This is a genomic window from Paenibacillus sp. FSL M7-1414 (assembly GCF_038003195.1).
GTDB classification, from domain to species: Bacteria; Bacillota; Bacilli; order Paenibacillales; family Paenibacillaceae; genus Paenibacillus; species Paenibacillus amylolyticus.
The window spans coordinates 3,819,340-3,835,478 of sequence record NZ_JBBOOS010000001.1; the positions used below are offsets into that span (position 1 = coordinate 3,819,340).

Annotated in this window: 16 protein-coding genes; 6 read left to right on the top strand and 10 right to left on the bottom strand. The window is 47.2% G+C overall.

Features of this window, described 5'->3' with window-relative positions; translation table 11 throughout:
• Positions 1 to 100: 100 nt before the first annotated feature.
• Both MHH92_RS16525 and MHH92_RS16530 read right to left on the bottom strand, forming a co-directional pair.
• The gene (locus tag MHH92_RS16525) at positions 101 to 2,248 is read right to left on the bottom strand and encodes an alpha-glucuronidase family glycosyl hydrolase (RefSeq protein ID WP_253508938.1); all 2,148 of its coding nucleotides are present in this window, start codon (positions 2,246 to 2,248) and stop codon (positions 101 to 103) included.
• Entirely contained in the window at positions 2,245 to 4,434 is a 2,190-nt protein-coding gene (locus MHH92_RS16530; protein ID WP_340904972.1) for a glycoside hydrolase family 52 protein, read from the bottom strand. Before MHH92_RS16530 ends, MHH92_RS16525 begins: the two co-directional genes overlap by 4 nt.
• Positions 4,435 to 4,652: 218 nt before the next feature.
• On the opposite strand from MHH92_RS16530, the gene MHH92_RS16535 reads away from it, so the two are divergent.
• Entirely contained in the window at positions 4,653 to 5,564 is a 912-nt protein-coding gene (locus tag MHH92_RS16535) for an AraC family transcriptional regulator (protein ID WP_253508942.1), read from the top strand.
• 79 nt (positions 5,565 to 5,643) lie between these two features.
• Here the strand turns inward: MHH92_RS16535 and MHH92_RS16540 are convergent, their stop codons facing one another.
• Both MHH92_RS16540 and MHH92_RS16545 read right to left on the bottom strand, forming a co-directional pair.
• Complete coding sequence (locus tag MHH92_RS16540) at positions 5,644 to 7,047, bottom strand: aldehyde dehydrogenase (protein WP_340904974.1); 1,404 nt, start codon at positions 7,045 to 7,047, stop codon at positions 5,644 to 5,646.
• A gap of 90 nt (positions 7,048 to 7,137) precedes the next feature.
• Complete coding sequence (locus tag MHH92_RS16545; RefSeq protein ID WP_017688208.1) at positions 7,138 to 7,440, bottom strand: ArsR/SmtB family transcription factor; 303 nt, start codon at positions 7,438 to 7,440, stop codon at positions 7,138 to 7,140.
• Between the two features lie 271 nt (positions 7,441 to 7,711).
• Here MHH92_RS16545 and MHH92_RS16550 point away from each other — a divergent pair, with 271 nt between their 5' ends.
• From MHH92_RS16550 to MHH92_RS16570, 5 genes are all read left to right on the top strand, one after another.
• Complete coding sequence (locus MHH92_RS16550; RefSeq protein WP_340907695.1) at positions 7,712 to 8,389, top strand: GntR family transcriptional regulator; 678 nt, start codon at positions 7,712 to 7,714, stop codon at positions 8,387 to 8,389.
• A 40-nt stretch (positions 8,390 to 8,429) separates the two neighbouring features.
• Positions 8,430 to 9,497 carry a mannonate dehydratase gene (gene uxuA, locus MHH92_RS16555; RefSeq protein ID WP_340904979.1) on the top strand — a complete coding sequence of 356 codons (1,068 nt, stop codon included), beginning with the start codon at positions 8,430 to 8,432 and terminating at the stop codon, positions 9,495 to 9,497.
• Positions 9,494 to 10,357 (top strand): SDR family oxidoreductase, encoded by an 864-nt coding sequence (locus MHH92_RS16560; protein WP_340904980.1) that lies wholly within the window; start codon positions 9,494 to 9,496, stop codon positions 10,355 to 10,357. The genes uxuA and MHH92_RS16560 overlap by 4 nt, the downstream gene beginning before the upstream one ends.
• Positions 10,358 to 10,567: 210 nt before the next feature.
• Positions 10,568 to 11,296, top strand: a complete 729-nt coding sequence (locus MHH92_RS16565) for a DUF421 domain-containing protein (RefSeq protein WP_083684362.1) — start codon at positions 10,568 to 10,570, stop codon at positions 11,294 to 11,296.
• 26 nt (positions 11,297 to 11,322) lie between these two features.
• On the top strand, positions 11,323 to 11,694 hold the full coding sequence (locus MHH92_RS16570; protein ID WP_076328606.1) for a DUF4363 family protein: 372 nt from the start codon (positions 11,323 to 11,325) through the stop codon (positions 11,692 to 11,694).
• A gap of 115 nt (positions 11,695 to 11,809) precedes the next feature.
• Here MHH92_RS16570 and MHH92_RS16575 read toward each other — a convergent pair whose 3' ends face one another.
• From MHH92_RS16575 to rpmG, 6 genes are all read right to left on the bottom strand, one after another.
• Positions 11,810 to 12,511: a M50 family metallopeptidase gene (locus MHH92_RS16575; protein WP_036613817.1), complete on the bottom strand. Its 702-nt coding sequence runs from the start codon at positions 12,509 to 12,511 to the stop codon at positions 11,810 to 11,812.
• Between the two features lie 54 nt (positions 12,512 to 12,565).
• Positions 12,566 to 13,048, bottom strand: a complete 483-nt coding sequence (locus MHH92_RS16580) for a hypothetical protein (protein ID WP_036673725.1) — start codon at positions 13,046 to 13,048, stop codon at positions 12,566 to 12,568.
• Between the two features lie 165 nt (positions 13,049 to 13,213).
• Positions 13,214 to 14,332, bottom strand: a complete 1,119-nt coding sequence (locus MHH92_RS16585; RefSeq protein WP_253508954.1) for a metal ABC transporter solute-binding protein, Zn/Mn family — start codon at positions 14,330 to 14,332, stop codon at positions 13,214 to 13,216.
• The gene (locus tag MHH92_RS16590) at positions 14,319 to 15,212 is read right to left on the bottom strand and encodes a metal ABC transporter permease (protein WP_253508956.1); all 894 of its coding nucleotides are present in this window, start codon (positions 15,210 to 15,212) and stop codon (positions 14,319 to 14,321) included. The genes MHH92_RS16585 and MHH92_RS16590 overlap by 14 nt, the downstream gene beginning before the upstream one ends.
• A complete protein-coding gene (locus tag MHH92_RS16595; protein WP_253508958.1) occupies positions 15,158 to 15,865 on the bottom strand; it encodes a metal ABC transporter ATP-binding protein in 708 nt (235 codons plus the stop codon). The genes MHH92_RS16590 and MHH92_RS16595 overlap by 55 nt, the downstream gene beginning before the upstream one ends.
• Positions 15,866 to 15,915: 50 nt before the next feature.
• Positions 15,916 to 16,065, bottom strand: coding sequence for a 50S ribosomal protein L33 (gene rpmG, locus MHH92_RS16600; RefSeq protein ID WP_253508960.1), 150 nt, complete (start codon positions 16,063 to 16,065; stop codon positions 15,916 to 15,918).
• Between the last annotated feature and the right edge of the window lie 74 nt (positions 16,066 to 16,139).

Sequence of the window (16,139 nt, forward strand, 5' to 3'; positions counted from 1 at the left end):
TCCTCATGTATGTCCATGCTGTCTATTGTACATCAAAGAAAACAAGGTATCTTCTTACTTCCTTCCTAATTACCAAGTTCATCTGCATCCGCAATTCCACTCAATAGATTGTTCGACCTTGTTCATCCGCTATGCCGCTCTTCCGATAGAAGTACGTATTGATCATGTCCCGCCATTCCTTGGCATGTTCGGCCTGGTTGTCCTGTAATGAAGCAACTTTGCTGAAAATGACTGGGTCGATTTTGCCCTCCAGCCTTCTCCATGTCTCGGCTAACGCCTCCGCCTGCGCAACACCTTCAAAGTGTGTATCATAAATATGCTGAATGACCGTTTTACCCGAATGCAGAACATGGGTGTATGGCACGTGATGGAAAAATAAGAGCAGCTCATCCGGACAGGTGTCTACGGACTCATAGCGATCAGCATTCTCAGGGTGATACTGTGAAGTGTATCCTGTACCGCTGTTCACGGTTCGATCTACACCAATGCCATGACAATCGGCAAAGTGATACGTTCCCCATTTGGAATACTCGTATCCATCTACATTCGGCCCGTAATGATGTTCCGGGTTAACCATCCAACCCACACCGAGAGGCGCCGTATAATTCTCATAGATATCTAGTGAAGTCAAAAGCATGCCTGTAACCTGCCGCACAACTTCGTCTTCATGTCCAAATGTGAGTCTCACCCACTCATCAGCAATCTCTTCGGCGGACAGCTCCGGATTCCACGCAAGTCTTCCGTATCCATATAGATTCGCCTGCGCGAGTGGATGTCCTGTCCAACAGGCATCTGCACCAATATTGGATACTGCGGCGAAGCCACTATATGGTCGTTTATACAGAGAACCGTCCGCGATTCGCTTGATCTCTGAACCTTCGCCTTTAGCGTATGTGTCAAAGTCCAATACTTCTTTCCACTGGGGAACCAGATAACAGAGATGACGTTGTTGCCCGGTATACTCCTGTGTAATCTGAAATTCAATCACCTGATTTGTATTTTCCATGGCCCCGAACAGCGGGGATACCGCCTCTCTCACCTGAAAGTCCATCGGCCCGTTTTTGATCTGCAAAATGACATTTTCGGCAAAACGCCCGTCCAGCGGCGTAAAGTGGTCATAGGCTGCCCGCGCACGGTCTGTGGAACGATCCCGCCAGTCCTGCTTGCAGTTATAGACAAAGCAACGCCAGATGACCAATCCACCGAATGGCCGAAGGGCTTCAGCCAGCATGTTCGCACCATCGGCATGATCACGGTTATACGTGAATGGTCCCGGACGATTCTCGGAGTCTGCCTTGATCAGGTAACCGCCAAAATCCGGAATCGCTGCGTACACCTTGGCCGTTTGAATGTTCCACCATTCCCGTACCTGCGCATCCAGCGGATCAGCCGTACGCAATCCACCAATCTCAATTGGACTTGCGTAGTTGGCGCTCAGGAACAATCGAATGCCATACGCTCTGAATTCAGCGGCAACCTTCGCCACATCACTAAGATAACGTTCCGTCAGAAACAGACTCTCACGGCGGTGTACATTGACGTTGTTGATCGATATGGCATTGATTCCCGTGGAAGCGAGTAAACGTGCGTAATCCCGGATGCGTCCCAAGTCCAGCGTGAATTCCCCGTTATCATAGAAAATGGATTCTCCTGCGTAACCACGCTCAATGCTGCCGTCCACGTTATCCCACTGATTAATCATCCGTAGCGCATTGGTTGGCTTTTCTGTAATGAAGCTCCACTTATTCACAGCGTCATCCGCCTTATGTGCACTCCCTTGATCCATTGTCAGCTCTCGAAGCAGATGGAATGCACCATACAACACACCTTGAGGAGTCTCTGAACCAATGACCAGTACACCCTCGGTCTCGTTCTCACGAATGATGTACCCTTCTCCTTGAACAGTTGAACGCTCTGTCTCACTGAACGACCCAGCCACGGAATCGCTCCCTGTCCAAGTGCCGATTCGTATTGCGGGAGCGGAAGCGAGATTGTCCCGTTCATTTTCCTGAGCATCAGACAGATGACTGACCGACGGTTTCACGCCATATAACCTCTCCAGTCCCCGTGAAAGTTCGGTCAGAGCTGTTGTGATCACTCCATGGTTCTCTTCCGCCAGTATAAGTTTGCTCCATGCAGGAGCCGTCTTTTTGGTAAACTCATTCGCTCTTGGCAATTCAGAGTGATACCCCAGCCACGCATCGTACTGTGGACCCGACAAAGCAGATTGAACGACGGATTGGCTCATTGTACCGCCTCCTTGCTGGCATAGATCTGCGCAATGCGATTCCCTTTTCCTTCAAGTAGCCATAGGATCGAGGTTACACCACGCGGGTAGTACTTGCTGCCAACTGCTACACCAGACAGGATCTGGTCACTCCAGCACCAGTAGGATTCCTCCGGATGCAGAAGCCAGTTGACATGAGCCGCGTCTGCTGCCTTGCCTGTCTCATTCCATTCCACACCCAGCAGCTCTCTAGCGATAAACTGGGACAAATAGATTTTGCTCAGCCACGAGTTATTGCTTGTTGAGGACAGTTTCCAGCTCCCATCTTCGAACAGACATGTTCCCGGCACAAGAACCGTCTTCAGATGAGTTTGGAGTGCTTTCAGATAAGGTCCAAAACGACCATTGACATCCAGTGCTGCTTCACAGCCTGTAAAGTACGGGAACACCAAACCTTCAATTGCCGGGATAATTCGAGAATCATTATTTTCTGCAATAACAGCTGGAATGTAGCCGCCATCAGTCAATTGTGCAGCAATACTGGCAGCGCAGCGATCCGCTTGAAGCCCTGCTTGATGGGACAGATCCGCCAACTTCTCTGTTGCGAACAGCTTCTCCAATGCGACATAAACCGCCCAACATTTACCTGCCAGATAGATATTATTGCGAGACTGTCCAAGTGACACATCCAGGCTGTCATAGGTTGTAATCTCCGCTCCACCTTGGGTACGGCTGCTATCCAGACCCATTAGACCGTTACGCTGCTCAGCGTCGGGATGGTCCCGATTAAGCATACTTTCGAAGCAATCCTGGATAACAGGCAACATATTTTTCACAAAAGCTTGATCCTGTGTCTGTTCAATGTATACTGTCGCGCAGCAGAGCCAGTTCACCAGTTCCTCGTGGCTCATCTGTGAGAAACAGTCGTCAATGCCAACCAGCTCATATGCCGAGTGTCCAGGGCGTGAGAACACATTGGCAACACCAATATCATGTGTAAAGGTAATTCCGCCCGGATATAACTTCTCTTCCCCCGGGAAACGAACCTGATCCGTATAACTGTATCGTTTCACAAACCACTCCAGCTCATTACGCACCGTCCATGGATTCAAGGCAAGCTCGAAGTACAACTGATCAGCCGTCAGATCAAGTGTGTTCATCATCCGATACTCCCCTTCGTTCACCACCCAGAGTGGCTCACCATCGGCATCTAGCAGTTGAGTACTGGCATAATAGCTGTGAATGGAATGAGCAAGCATGAATGATTGATCTTCGGTCAAAGCAGCCGATCCAAGGCGTTGTTCAACCTCTCCACAGGATGCAGCCAACTCACTGAAGCGTTGAAGTGCATACTCTCCTGCTGCCTGAATATCGGAGAAGTACCGCGTATACCAATACGTTGTGTCCATTCCTGTCGTCACAATGCCCCCGCGATAGAAACATACTGCGAATTGATACGTACGTTTCTCTCCAGCCGGAACCTCCATCAGTAGTGCAGCTGTTGAACCAAGTCCAAATGCCAGATTCTCCCGATGTTTCTCCTGCAACAGTTTCTCCAGCGTAAATCCGCGTGCGGGCCACAGTCCGTCATCTGCTGACATAATCGCTGTAAGTCGACCTTGTCCCACACCTGTGATGGAGCCACCTTCCGGTCCCCCAATCAGACGCATCGCAGAGTACGGATCATTGCCCTGATAACCAAAGTAGGCTTTGCGGGATTGTTGACCTTCCGTATTGTCAATTGTCATCTCAACCAATACGGCAGGTACGAGTGCATCCATTAATTCTTCACGATCCCCATTCGTTGGATCAGGTACTGGACGTACAGGCGAGTAGATACGGAACGTCAGATCTCCAGCAGTCCACGTATCCGTACCTGAGGTAAATTCACGGGTAATATCTTCATCGCGAAAAGCCGTAATAAGAGGTTGTGGAGCTTTGGTCGCGTTTGTCGACGCCGGGTCCCCATTCTCCAGCTTCTCTACATCATAGCGGCTGCTCTCATCCTCGGAAGCTTCATAAAAAGGAAGCGCCTGATAATTGTCGCCATCGCGAGATTGTAATCCAATATATATATTCTGGTCTGCCGGCTTGCCGAGTTCAAGACCCAGCCCGCCTTTGGCTCCTTTGTAACCCAGTGTAAAACTCGCAAAAGCACCAATCGGTGCGTGATGTGCATTATAAAAGATGGATTTGAATGTGCTCATGAGTCATAACCCCTCTCAGAATGGTATGCATGCGTTTTCATTAGCCCCATCCTAACACGTGGTTCCACCTTCGACCATGATCAAATCAATCGGATATTTACCCAAATCAAGCTGATAGACTATAATGGATTAAAGCGGTTACAAAAAAACATTCCAATTGATATACCTGCGTAATCAAAATCACATTTTTGAACAACGTCTATGAAGGAGGATCTTCCATGTCTTCAACGTATTTGCCTCCTACCTTGGGAGAAAGTGTCCATGAAGTTTTTTATCCAGATGTGCAAACAACGGTTAATCTCTTCGCCATTCATTTACGAAGTGTGGGTATGGACTGGGATTATCCGGCGCATGAGCACCCTCAATATGAATTGAATTATGTCACTGAAGGCGAGCAACGCATGATGGTGAACGGTACCTTATATATTCAAAAGGCTGGCGAACTGCTCCTGATTCCTCCGGGAAGCATTCATTCCAGCCAGAGCCATAACCGCAAGGGATTCACGTATTTTTGCATGCATTTTGACATTGATGATCAGTTGTTCCTATCGTTGCTGGCTCGTATCAAACAAGTGCGATTCAGTGCGGATAGTCCGGTTACACAGCAGATTGAGCCGGTTTTGCGCAAATTGATGTCATCTGCGGATGATGAAACAGCAAATACGATGGTACAGCGTATGCAGTTGCAATCTGCGGTATTTGAACTATTTGGCCATCTGTGGGAGGCGGTCTCGAAAGAGGCAGCTCACTGGTTTACCGACGGACACGAGAAGATCGAACTCGCCCACCAGATTCGTAATCGGTTGCAAGGCCTGATGAGTCAGCAATTCAAGCAGGGACACGAGTCCAACGGTCACTATGGCATTGATGATATTGCAGCAGAGCTGGGCATCAGTTCTTCTCACTGTAATCGCGTGTTCAAGCAGGTGTTTGGTCAGTCTCCTCGTGCTGTATTATCCCAGTTGGTTTTGCATGAAGCGAAGCTTCTTCTGGGCAATCCGAAGCTGTCCGTTCAAAATATTGCCGACATGCTTGGTTATAAGGATATTGCCCATTTCAGTCGTCAATTCAAGCGCTGGTCCGGCATGTCACCCTCCCGTTACCGACTGGAACAGCCTGCTCTGGAATAGGTCCAGTAGCAGGCTGTCGGGCTTGATTCAACTTTTTCATAATTCGATTCAAGATGTTCTCTGTATTTAATATGAAGTGTTATTTCAACAAACGCTTAATCAACTTCAGCTTGTTATCATAAGGTGGATACAAAATCGGCAGATTCAACTTGGTGCTTTTTTTCAGTACACTTTTGAGATGAGAGAAGGTTTCGAAGCTGTACTGCCCATGATACGAGCCAACACCGGAATGACCAACACCGCCAAACGGCAGACGTGGATTCGCTACATGCGTGATGGTATCGTTAATGCAGCCGCCTCCAAAAGAAACTTCGCGCAGCACTTTGTCCTGAACCCGGGTGTCGGAAGTAAACAGATATAAGGCGAGCGGTTTCGGCCGCTTTACGATTTCTACAATGGCTTCATCAATGTTACGGTAGCTAATGATCGGCAGAATCGGTCCAAAAATCTCATCTTCCATCGTTGCTGCATCCCAGGACTCCGCATCAATCAGTGTAGGTTCAATGAAGCGATCTTCCTCATCCGAAGCTCCCCCATATATCACGTTGGCCTGATCACGCTCAATCAAAGTCGTCAGCCGTTTAAAATGTCCCTTGTTCACGATTCGCCCATAGTCCTTGTTGTGCTGGATATCCGAACCAAAGAAGGACACGATCGCTGCCTTCATCTCCGTAATTAACGGTTCCTTCACGCGCTCATGCACAAGTAAATAATCGGGTGCGATACAGGTCTGTCCTGTATTGAGCAGTTTACCCCATATAATGCGCTCAGCTGCTACTTTGATATCCGCCTGTTCATCCACGATGACAGGGCTCTTGCCTCCAAGTTCTAACGTAACGGGAACGAGATTTTTGGCAGCTGCCTCCATCACAATCTTGCCTACCGGTACACTGCCTGTAAAAAAGATATAGTCGAATGGCGCGTTAATCAGCGCTGTCGTTGTATCTTTAGCACCTTCAAGTACCTGTACGTATGCCGGTTCGAATACGCTCGCAATCATTTCACGTACAACAGCGGACACCGCAGGTGTATTCTCTGACGCTTTGAGCACGGCTGTGTTACCTGCTGCAATCGCACCTACCAATGGTTCAATTAAGAGTTGAAAAGGATAATTAAACGGTCCGATAATCAGAACCGCCCCGTAGGGTTCGGGTATGATATAACTTTTGGAACCCAGGAGCGCCATTTGCGTTTTCACTTTAACGGGTTTTACCCATTTATTCACTTTACGAATGGTGTGTGTGATGCTGTCCATCATAAATCCGATCTCGGTTGTGTAGGATTCGAACTCACTTTTGCCCAAATCCTGATAGAGAGCTTCCGTCAGTCTGGTCTCGTACTTTTGAATGGCCTGCTTCAGTTGGGTCAGACGGGCAATCCGAGCTTCTGCCGATCTTGTTGCCCCGGAACGAAAGAACTGTCGTTGCTGCTCCAAAATCTGTTCAACTTCCTGACTGGTTACTTCCTGTATAGTCGTTGTCATATATACATACTCCTCTATTCATTATTGATCAAGCGTTTAAACTTACGAACCTATAAGACACATGCAAAAGCATGTTTGATCACTATTACTCTACAGACACTCTTCTTCCAAAGCAGCTACCAGTTCCTTCAGCAGTTCCACCGATGCATTCAATGAAGCCGAATAATAGCGCTGTGTGCCCTTCTGCTCCACAGATATAAGTCCCTTCTCTAACAACAGCTTGAGATGATGAGATATGGCTGGCCGGGATAGGCTGGATTGTTCGGTAATTTCATTCACTGTCATTCTGCCTTTCTCGGTGAGTGTCAGCAAAATGGATTGACGATGGTTGTCACTTAACACCTGAAATAACGGAATACAGGTTTGAAAAACGCTAATTGCTTTTTGTCCCATGGTTTCACCTCTATACTATTTCTTCTTCATTATTTCTACGCATATTTCTCTGTTTGATGTCTGTTGGTTTAAACATTCGAACCCAATGATTGAATTGTACTCTTTAATCACTTGAACTGCAAGTGAACCATCAACTAAATTTAATACAATACCGATAAAGCGCTTCCATACTACCATACAAGTATGGTAGTATGTCATTGAAGGAGTTGAAGTTGTGGAATATACCCCAAAGTTATCATCCAAAGCCGGTTTGTTGCCTGTTGCGAGCAATATGTCTTCCATGAATAATAAGCAATCTTACTCATCGCGAGATGTCGTTTACTTCACGCTGAAACAACTCATTTTGAGTTTGAAAATGCCTCCGGGAACAGCTATTTCTGAGAAGGAAATTTCGCTAGAGTTCCAGGTAAGCCGGACACCTGTTCGAGAAAGTTTTGTAAGGCTTGCACAGGAAGGTCTGCTGGAAGTGTATCCACAGCGTGGCACATACGTCTCTCTGATTCAGGTCGATCTCGTTGAGGAAGCACGCTTCATGCGTGAACAGCTCGAACGAGCCGTAATCAGGCTCGCCTGCGAGAACTTTCCGAACGAACAGATGGTAGCTCTTGAACAGAACCTTGCGTGGCAACAGGAATGCAGGGTCAAACCGGATGATGAACGAATGTTCCAATTGGATGAGGAATTCCATAGCACTCTTTTTGCAGGCTGCAACAAAAGCAACACCTGGACTGTTATCCAGCAGATGAATGTACATTTGAATCGAAGTCGCATGTTACGCCTGTCCTCGGACCACCAGTGGGATCACCTGATTGAACAGCACCGGTCTATGGTCAAGGCCATTCAGCAGCATGATGCCGACACAGCAGAGCGACTGATGCAGGAACACTTGCATTTAACTGTCACCGATTTGGCTGTCCTGCAGGATACATATCCGTCCTATTTTCAATGACTGAATTTTTCTTCCTACTATTCATGATGAGGTGAACGTGATGAGAATGGTTTTTCGCTGGTTCGGCGAAGGCAATGATACGGTAACGCTGGATAATATCCGGCAGATTCCGGGTGTTGAAGGTATTGTGTGGGCACTGCACGATGTTCCTGCTGGCGAGGAATGGCCGATGGACAAAATACTCGCTGTCAAAACAGCAGCAGACAAGGCCGGGTTACATCTGGATGTCGTTGAGAGTGTGAACATCCATGAGGATATCAAGTTGGGCCTGCCATCAAGGGATAAATACATTGCGAACTATATTAAAACAATGGAGAAACTGGCTCAAGTTGGTGTGAAGGTCATCTGTTACAACTTTATGCCGATCTTCGACTGGCTTCGCACGGATATGTACAAGGAAATGGAGGATGGCTCAACTGCCCTCTTCTATGAGCACAGTAAACTTGCAGATATAGAACCTCTAGAACTCGTTCGACGCATTACGGAAAACTCCGCACTCACCATGCCAGGTTGGGAACCGGAACGATTGCAGTATTTAACAGGTCTGTTCGAAGCCTACAAGGATGTAACCGAGGATCATATGTGGGAGCACGCACGTTATTTCCTGCAAGAGATTATGCCTGCAGCCGAACGGTTGGGGATTCGAATGGCCATCCATCCGGATGACCCACCATGGCCAATCTTTGGATTACCAAAGATTATTACAAGTCAGGAGAATGTTCGGAAATATTTGAATCTTTATGATAGCCCTTACAACAGCGTGACACTATGCAGTGGCTCTTTGGGAGCGAATGCTGATAATGACATAATCGGGATGATACACGAGTTCAAGGATCGGATTCCATTTGCCCACATTCGGAATGTAAAAATCTACGATAATGGCGACTTTATTGAAACGTCACACCGCAGTCAAGATGGAAGCGTCGATATTGCGGGGGTTGTTGAGGCTTATCACGATATCGGTTATGAAGGTTATGCAAGACCCGACCATGGTCGTCACCTCTGGGGAGAACAGTGCCGACCTGGTTATGGACTCTATGACCGGGCTTTGGGGATCATGTATATCTGGGGCGTCTGGGATTCCCTGCAAAGGAGGGCAAAAGCATGAGTGAACACCAATATGAACGCTCATCTCGTCTCGAAGGCAGAACGGCTGTAATCACCGGAGGTGCTGGAGTATTATGCCGCTCCATGGCGGAAGAACTCGCTCGGCACGGTGCAAGTGTAGCCATCCTGAACCGCACGGTGTCCAAGGGACAGGAAGTTGTATCTGCGATAGAAGCTGCCGGTGGCAAAGCGATTGCTATTGCCTGTGACGTAACCCAGGCCGATAGTGTGCAAGCAGCGGCAGATGCGGTGCTGGAACAGCTCGGACCATGTGATATTCTGATCAATGGCGCCGGTGGCAATAAAGCTAGTGCCAACACCACCAATGAAATCTTCAGATTGGAAGATCTGGAAAAGAGCGATGTCACTACATTTTTTGATGTGAGTGTAGAAGGATTTCGTCAGGTGATGGATTTGAATTTTGTCGGTTCTCTCATCCCTACTCAAATCTTTGCAAAACATATGATAGAGCGCGATGTTCCCGCTACTGTCATAAACATTTCTTCCATGAGCGCCCCATCGCCCATGACGAAAGTTCCAGCTTACAGCGCTGCGAAGGCAGCCATTAACAACTTCACGCAGTGGCTCGCCGTTCATCTGGCCGAATCCGGAATTCGTGTCAACGCTATTGCACCCGGGTTCTTCCTGACCGAGCAAAACCGTAATTTATTACTGCAACCAGACGGCTCACCTACGGAGCGTTCCAGTAAAATTATTGCTCATACACCCATGCGCCGCTTTGGCAAACCGGAAGACCTGCTTGGCACACTGATGTGGCTTGCGGATGAAAGACAGTCCGGCTTTGTCACTGGTACAGTCATTCCGGTAGATGGCGGATTTATGGCGTATTCTGGTGTTTAATGATTTCTTACACAGACACTCCGATGAAAGAACAACCATAGGTATTTAATGAAACCGAAGCTTGGGATGCATACCCAGGTTTCGGTTTTTTGCGTTTAAGCATAAGATCCTCCAGCATAGGAAAAGCTTGTTATAATACGTGTTCAAAAGCAAACTTTTTAAACAACCTCTTAATACAGCTACGGTGAAATAAAGGAAGGTGATACATATATGATGGAAGAAACATGGGTTGTTGCCGTACGGTCTATTATTGCCTTTCTGACCCTGATCATCTATACAAGGGTGCTGGGCAAACAGCAGATGGGTAACTTGACGTATTTTGATTACATTAACGGTATTACAATCGGTTCCATTGCGGGTACGTTTGCAACCGATCTCTCGTCCAAGGCGTGGATTCATTTTGTGGCCTTGACCATTTTCACAATCATTACGATCATCTTTCAGTATATTACGCTGAAGAATCGCACCATCTCCAAATTAATGGACTCAGACCCCACATTGATCATCCAGAACGGTAAAATTCTCGAACAGAACCTGAGTAAAATGCGAGTCAAATTTGACGAATTGACCATGATGCTGCGGCAAAAGGATGTATTTGATATTACAACACTGGATTATGCGATTCTGGAACCGGATGGCAGCCTCTCGGTTGTTTTGAAACCTGAGAATCAACCGGTAACCGCCAAAGACATGCATATGCACCCGCCCAAGAGCAAGCTGATGACCGAGATTATCATTGATGGCCTGCTGATTAAGCAAAATCTGGAGGAAAGAAATAAAGATATCAACTGGCTCAGTGAACAGCTTAAGAAACAAAAGATCACGATACAGGATATTGCTTTTGCCGCCATATTGCCCAATGACAAACTGTATGTTGATCTGTTCAAGGATAAAATCACCGAAAAAATCGATATGGGCGATTATGAGGGGCCTTTCTAAATTCTTTACTTGAAGGAGGCGGTTGAATGAAAACGCGTTTCTGGCTGTTATATGTGCTTCCGATCTTCCTCATTCTTGTATTCGTTGCAATTATGGCTAGCGGAGCCTTTCTCAAAAAGCCCTTTGGCAACGATGATCGCTTGCTTGAATCTATACAAACGTTAGAGAAACAGGTTGAGGGTAAAAAATGGACTGAAGCCAAGTCTCAAGTTAATTACGCAATGAAGGCCTGGGATAAAGTCGTCAACCGCATTCAGTTCAGTGTGGAACGTGAAACGATATATGATATTCTGGGCACGCTTGCTCGGATCAAGGGCGGCGTTGCGGCAGAGGATGATAAGGCGATTATGGAAGAGATTTATTACTTTTATGTGTTATGGGATAATCTTGGAGATTAGGTTCAATATCTTTAATATCAGGCTTGAATATAAGAAGTAAGTCCAACAACAAAAGGCACTATCCTTTTATGAAGAAAGGAAGTGCCTTCTTTGCTTTGATATAACTTTATATCCATTACGCTCTTCGTAATCCCCGAGACCGTGACGATCGCGAAGTACCTTCTTTGCGGAAAAAGAGACCGAGTGCTCCCTTGGCACACCACAGTGCAAACAAAGCGAACAGCGTGCCCCAGAACAGCGCCGGAAGGAATGTCTGTTGAGCGAGATTCGCTGCATCCCCTGCCCGTGAAGGCTGAGTCCAGGACATAAATCCAACGTATACAGCACTAACAACCGACTCTTCCAGCGTAAGAAACGCCAGTAACAGATAATAGTACTTCACGATCTTGGCACCAAAAATCATAATGACAACGTTCAGTACGATGAACCCGGTCAGCCATAACATGCCGAACTCCCCTCTTACATATAACAGGAGCGACACTAGAGCGACAGCCGTCATAATACCAAGTCCCCACATGTGCAAGCCTTTGCGGTATAAGTAAAACAACAGCAAGGCGAACAGTGATGCACTGATATATCCCGCCAGAGAAACCAGGATCGATCTGCCTGGCGTCAGCATGGAAGAGTAAGTTACACCACTATGATCAGCGTATAATTCAATGCGCAGCACTTTACCGGACAATACCAGTGTCATTAGTGCATGACCGAATTCGTGAATCATCGTATCCAGGTTACGGAACAAGGACGAAAATGGGATGAATCGTGTAAGAAAGACGGAGCCTAGTAGAAAAAGTATCGTTTTGACCCACTTATTCAATCGTGTATACCTCCTTTACCTTCAAGTAAACAATCAAGTAAACAAGCTTATCCTTTATACTACGCTTTTTTCACTCGATTCGTTTCGGCTTCCGAACTGTAAGGCACAGTGCTCCATCCACCAGCAGAAGCTCCGATTGTGTCCAATGAAAAAAGAAGATAGATCATAGCGGCCCTTTTCGGCCTCTAGCGTAACGAGCAGTCGATTCCGCATCCGACGGAGGGCATAGTGCACGAATTGATCTGCTACCTCACTTTGTATCAGGGTAACATAAGCATAAAGGGAATGATCGACAGGTTCATCAAGCGGACTCACCCCTGCACATGAAAATTCCGTCCTCACGCCCGCACTCTGAAGTATGGACAATGCCTTCACGAGTTCGGCATCAACTTCAACACCGTTCCAAATCTCTGTTTTCTTCGCGGATACTGTATGTTTATCACGTTCCGTCCAGTGCATCAGCTCCAGCTTACGCCGTCTCCACAGATGGGCAGGCTGTTCACTTAACAGCACTTCATGTTCCTCATTTAAATTCATGCAATGCGTCCTCCTGTTCTGCTTGATCCGGTCACCTTATTCAACAAAGAGAGAGCACATCACTGTGCTCTCTGCTTTGCAAAAAGGCAAAGGAATGGCGATCCATTCCTCAGCATGTTGTATTATTGTACCTTTTTCGGTGACAGGCATCAAACTGATTTTAAATTATTCGTTTAGTGCCAGTTTCAGAGCCTCCAGATTCTGTCTCATCACGCTAATGTAGTCCATTCCCGCCGCAATTTCTTCCTCGGTGAGTCCCTCAATCGGATTCAATACAGCCGTCTTGGCCCCCACTTCACTTGCGATTGTCTCAGACACTTTGGATGAAACCAGTGTTTCGAAGAAAATCATTTTCACCTGATGCTCTTTTGCAAAATCAATGACAGATGCCATCTGCGCTGCTGAAGGTTCTTGCTCAGGAGACAATCCTGCGATGGGCACCTGTTGCAATCCATATTCCTTGGCAAGATAACCAAATGCAGCGTGTTGTGTGATGAAATCCTTACGTTTGCTATCCGTCACAGCCGCCTTGAAGTCCTGATCCAGTGACTCCAATTGAGTAATGTAAGCATCTGCATTCTGCTGGAACTGTTCAGCATGTTCCGGGGCAGCCTGCGCCAAACCTGCTTCAATATTGCGGACTTCTTTTACAGCCAATGCAGGTGACAGCCATACGTGGGGATCGAGTCCACCGTGATCGTGATCATGTCCTGCTTCTGCCTCTGCGTCATGATCATGGTCGTGTTGTTCAGTAGTCGCTTCATCCACATGATCGTGATCATGTGCTTCCCCAGCGGATTCATCGGCATGGTCATGCGTATCCGTTCCATCGGAATCTTCATGTCCATGATCATGCTCATCTTCTGTACCTTCAAGCAGGTTAATTCCTTTGCTCGCTTCCACCTGAATGAGTGAAGCATTGCTCAGACTTCCGGTGACCTGATCAATCCAAGATTCCATGCCCGCACCGTTGTATACAAGCACATCCGCTTTTTCAATGCTGGCAATATCTTGTGGTGTTGGCTCCCAATCATGGGGCTCCATTCCTGCCGGAACGAGTGTATGCACATCAGCCAGATCACCTGCCACATTTTTGGTGAACTCATACATCGGGTAGAAGCTGACCTGCACGTTTAATTTTGCTACTTCACTCTCTACGGGTACCGTATTACCGGCACCCGTAGAACTTGTATTTGCATCAGAAGCGGATTTTTGTCCGCAGCCTGCGACGATAAGTGTGAGACTGAACAACAATCCGAGCGTAGCTTTTTTACTGAATTTCATGTGATGTATTCCTCCTAGAATGGTTGACCAGAATGACGTGCTGTGATTTCGTTTCTTTGCGGTGACGCTTGCGGTTATATCGTGCAATCAGCTTTTGCGCTGATATTCCAGTCAATAGGATGACCAACAGGATGAGTGCAATTGTTCCTCCCGGTGGTGTATTTAGATGGTAAGATGTTGTGAGCCCGCTAAAAATACCGATTAACCCCGTGATTACCGCGACAATAATCGCTGCTGTAAAACTGCGAGACACTCTTAGTGCCAAGGCAGCAGGCAACACAATGAGAGCAGACACCAGCAACACACCGACGATCGGCATGGCTGAAGTTACAGTCATTCCTGTCAGAATGGCAAATGCAAACGATAAACCTCTTACCTGAACGCCTCCAATGGAAGCAGTCTCTTCATCAAACGTAAAGTTATACAACGGTCTTCGGAGCAGGATGAAAAAAAGTAAACCCGTGATACATACTCCCGCCATCATCCACAATTGTATATCGCTAACCGCGACAATAGATCCAAATAAGTATGAGCTGAAGGTCTTGGACAGATTGGTTTTGAGACTCATCAATACCACAGCAAGAGCCAGCCCCGAAGTCATGATGATCGCCACAGGTACCTCGCTGTAGGTTCGGTAACTTCGCCGCAATTGTTCAACCAGTAATGCACCGATAATTGCAATCGCGAATCCGCAGATCACCGGGTTAAGATTCATGACCGAACCGAGCGCAACCCCTGCGAGTGAGACATGGGATAACGTGTCTGCCATTAGGACCTGCCGCCTGAGCATCAGATAGACCCCGAGAATTGGAGCGATGACTCCAATCAGTCCACCTGCCCAGAAGGCACGTTGCATGAATTCGTACTCAAACACTGCCATTCCTCACTTTCTTGCCTCTCCAGAGTAATCGTTCGGTCCAATCGATCCCCCATCTCTTCCAGTCCATGAGTAACCATAATAATCGTTATCCCATGAGCATCAACATAGTGGCGCATCAGATTGTAAAATCCCTCACGGCTGTGGCGGTCCATTCCCGTTGTTGGCTCATCAAGTACCAGAACCTGCGGTTGCCCAGCCATAGCTCTGGCAATACAGATCCGTTGCTTCTGTCCACCAGACAGCTCACCGACGCGTGTATTCCGATATTCCCACATACCAACTTCCCGCAGACTGCGTTCAACGACGGCATCCTGCTCTGCTGTGAATCTGCGGAATAATCCCAGACTGGTGTAACACCCGGACCGGACCAGTTCATTCACCGTACTGGGAAATCCACTATTAAACGATGCCACCTGCTGGGGCACATAACCGATATTGGACTTGTTCCCACGTTTCAACTGCGGATTCATATGTATCGTGCCGCTCCAGGGCTTCAATAGCCCTAGTAGCAGCTTTAACAGAGTCGTTTTGGCAGAACCATTGGGACCTGTGATGCCTATGAACTCTCCCACATGGATATCCAGCGACAGTTGATCAATGACCGGCTCTTTGCCATATCCAAATACAACATCACGCATGGAGGATAGTATCATGCCTCTCCCTCTTTTCGTAAGTATTACGATTTAAAAATAACAAAAAAATTTTATCTGGTTTCCCGGTGGATCGTCATTTTCTTCAAACGTGGGGAGTACTTCTTCATCTCCAGTCTCTCCGGATGGTTACGTTTGTTCTTGGTTGTTGTGTAGTTGCGGTCCCCGCACTCGGTGCAGGCTAAAGTTAAAATGACTCTCATGATTGTTGCCTCCTCTTATTTAATCGTAATTATTACTATTTAATGATAGTAGCGTATGCTTTTTCGTTTGTCAA

Bases quoted from the DNA above. Each gene is read 5' to 3' on its own strand.
- MHH92_RS16550 (WP_340907695.1), top strand. From the start codon at position 7,712: ATGTCTTCCATGAATAATAAGCAATCTTACTCATCGCGAGATGTCGTT.
- MHH92_RS16580 (WP_036673725.1), bottom strand. From the start codon at position 13,048: ATGAATTTAAATGAGGAACATGAAGTGCTGTTAAGTGAACAGCCTGCC.
- MHH92_RS16565 (WP_083684362.1), top strand. From the start codon at position 10,568: ATGATGGAAGAAACATGGGTTGTTGCCGTACGGTCTATTATTGCCTTT.
- MHH92_RS16560 (WP_340904980.1), top strand. From the start codon at position 9,494: ATGAGTGAACACCAATATGAACGCTCATCTCGTCTCGAAGGCAGAACG.
- uxuA (WP_340904979.1), top strand. From the start codon at position 8,430: ATGAGAATGGTTTTTCGCTGGTTCGGCGAAGGCAATGATACGGTAACG.
- MHH92_RS16590 (WP_253508956.1), bottom strand. From the start codon at position 15,212: ATGGCAGTGTTTGAGTACGAATTCATGCAACGTGCCTTCTGGGCAGGT.
- MHH92_RS16595 (WP_253508958.1), bottom strand. From the start codon at position 15,865: ATGATACTATCCTCCATGCGTGATGTTGTATTTGGATATGGCAAAGAG.
- MHH92_RS16570 (WP_076328606.1), top strand. From the start codon at position 11,323: ATGAAAACGCGTTTCTGGCTGTTATATGTGCTTCCGATCTTCCTCATT.
- MHH92_RS16530 (WP_340904972.1), bottom strand. From the start codon at position 4,434: ATGAGCACATTCAAATCCATCTTTTATAATGCACATCACGCACCGATT.
- MHH92_RS16545 (WP_017688208.1), bottom strand. From the start codon at position 7,440: ATGGGACAAAAAGCAATTAGCGTTTTTCAAACCTGTATTCCGTTATTT.
- MHH92_RS16535 (WP_253508942.1), top strand. From the start codon at position 4,653: ATGTCTTCAACGTATTTGCCTCCTACCTTGGGAGAAAGTGTCCATGAA.
- MHH92_RS16585 (WP_253508954.1), bottom strand. From the start codon at position 14,332: ATGAAATTCAGTAAAAAAGCTACGCTCGGATTGTTGTTCAGTCTCACA.
- MHH92_RS16525 (WP_253508938.1), bottom strand. From the start codon at position 2,248: ATGAGCCAATCCGTCGTTCAATCTGCTTTGTCGGGTCCACAGTACGAT.
- MHH92_RS16540 (WP_340904974.1), bottom strand. From the start codon at position 7,047: ATGACAACGACTATACAGGAAGTAACCAGTCAGGAAGTTGAACAGATT.
- rpmG (WP_253508960.1), bottom strand. From the start codon at position 16,065: ATGAGAGTCATTTTAACTTTAGCCTGCACCGAGTGCGGGGACCGCAAC.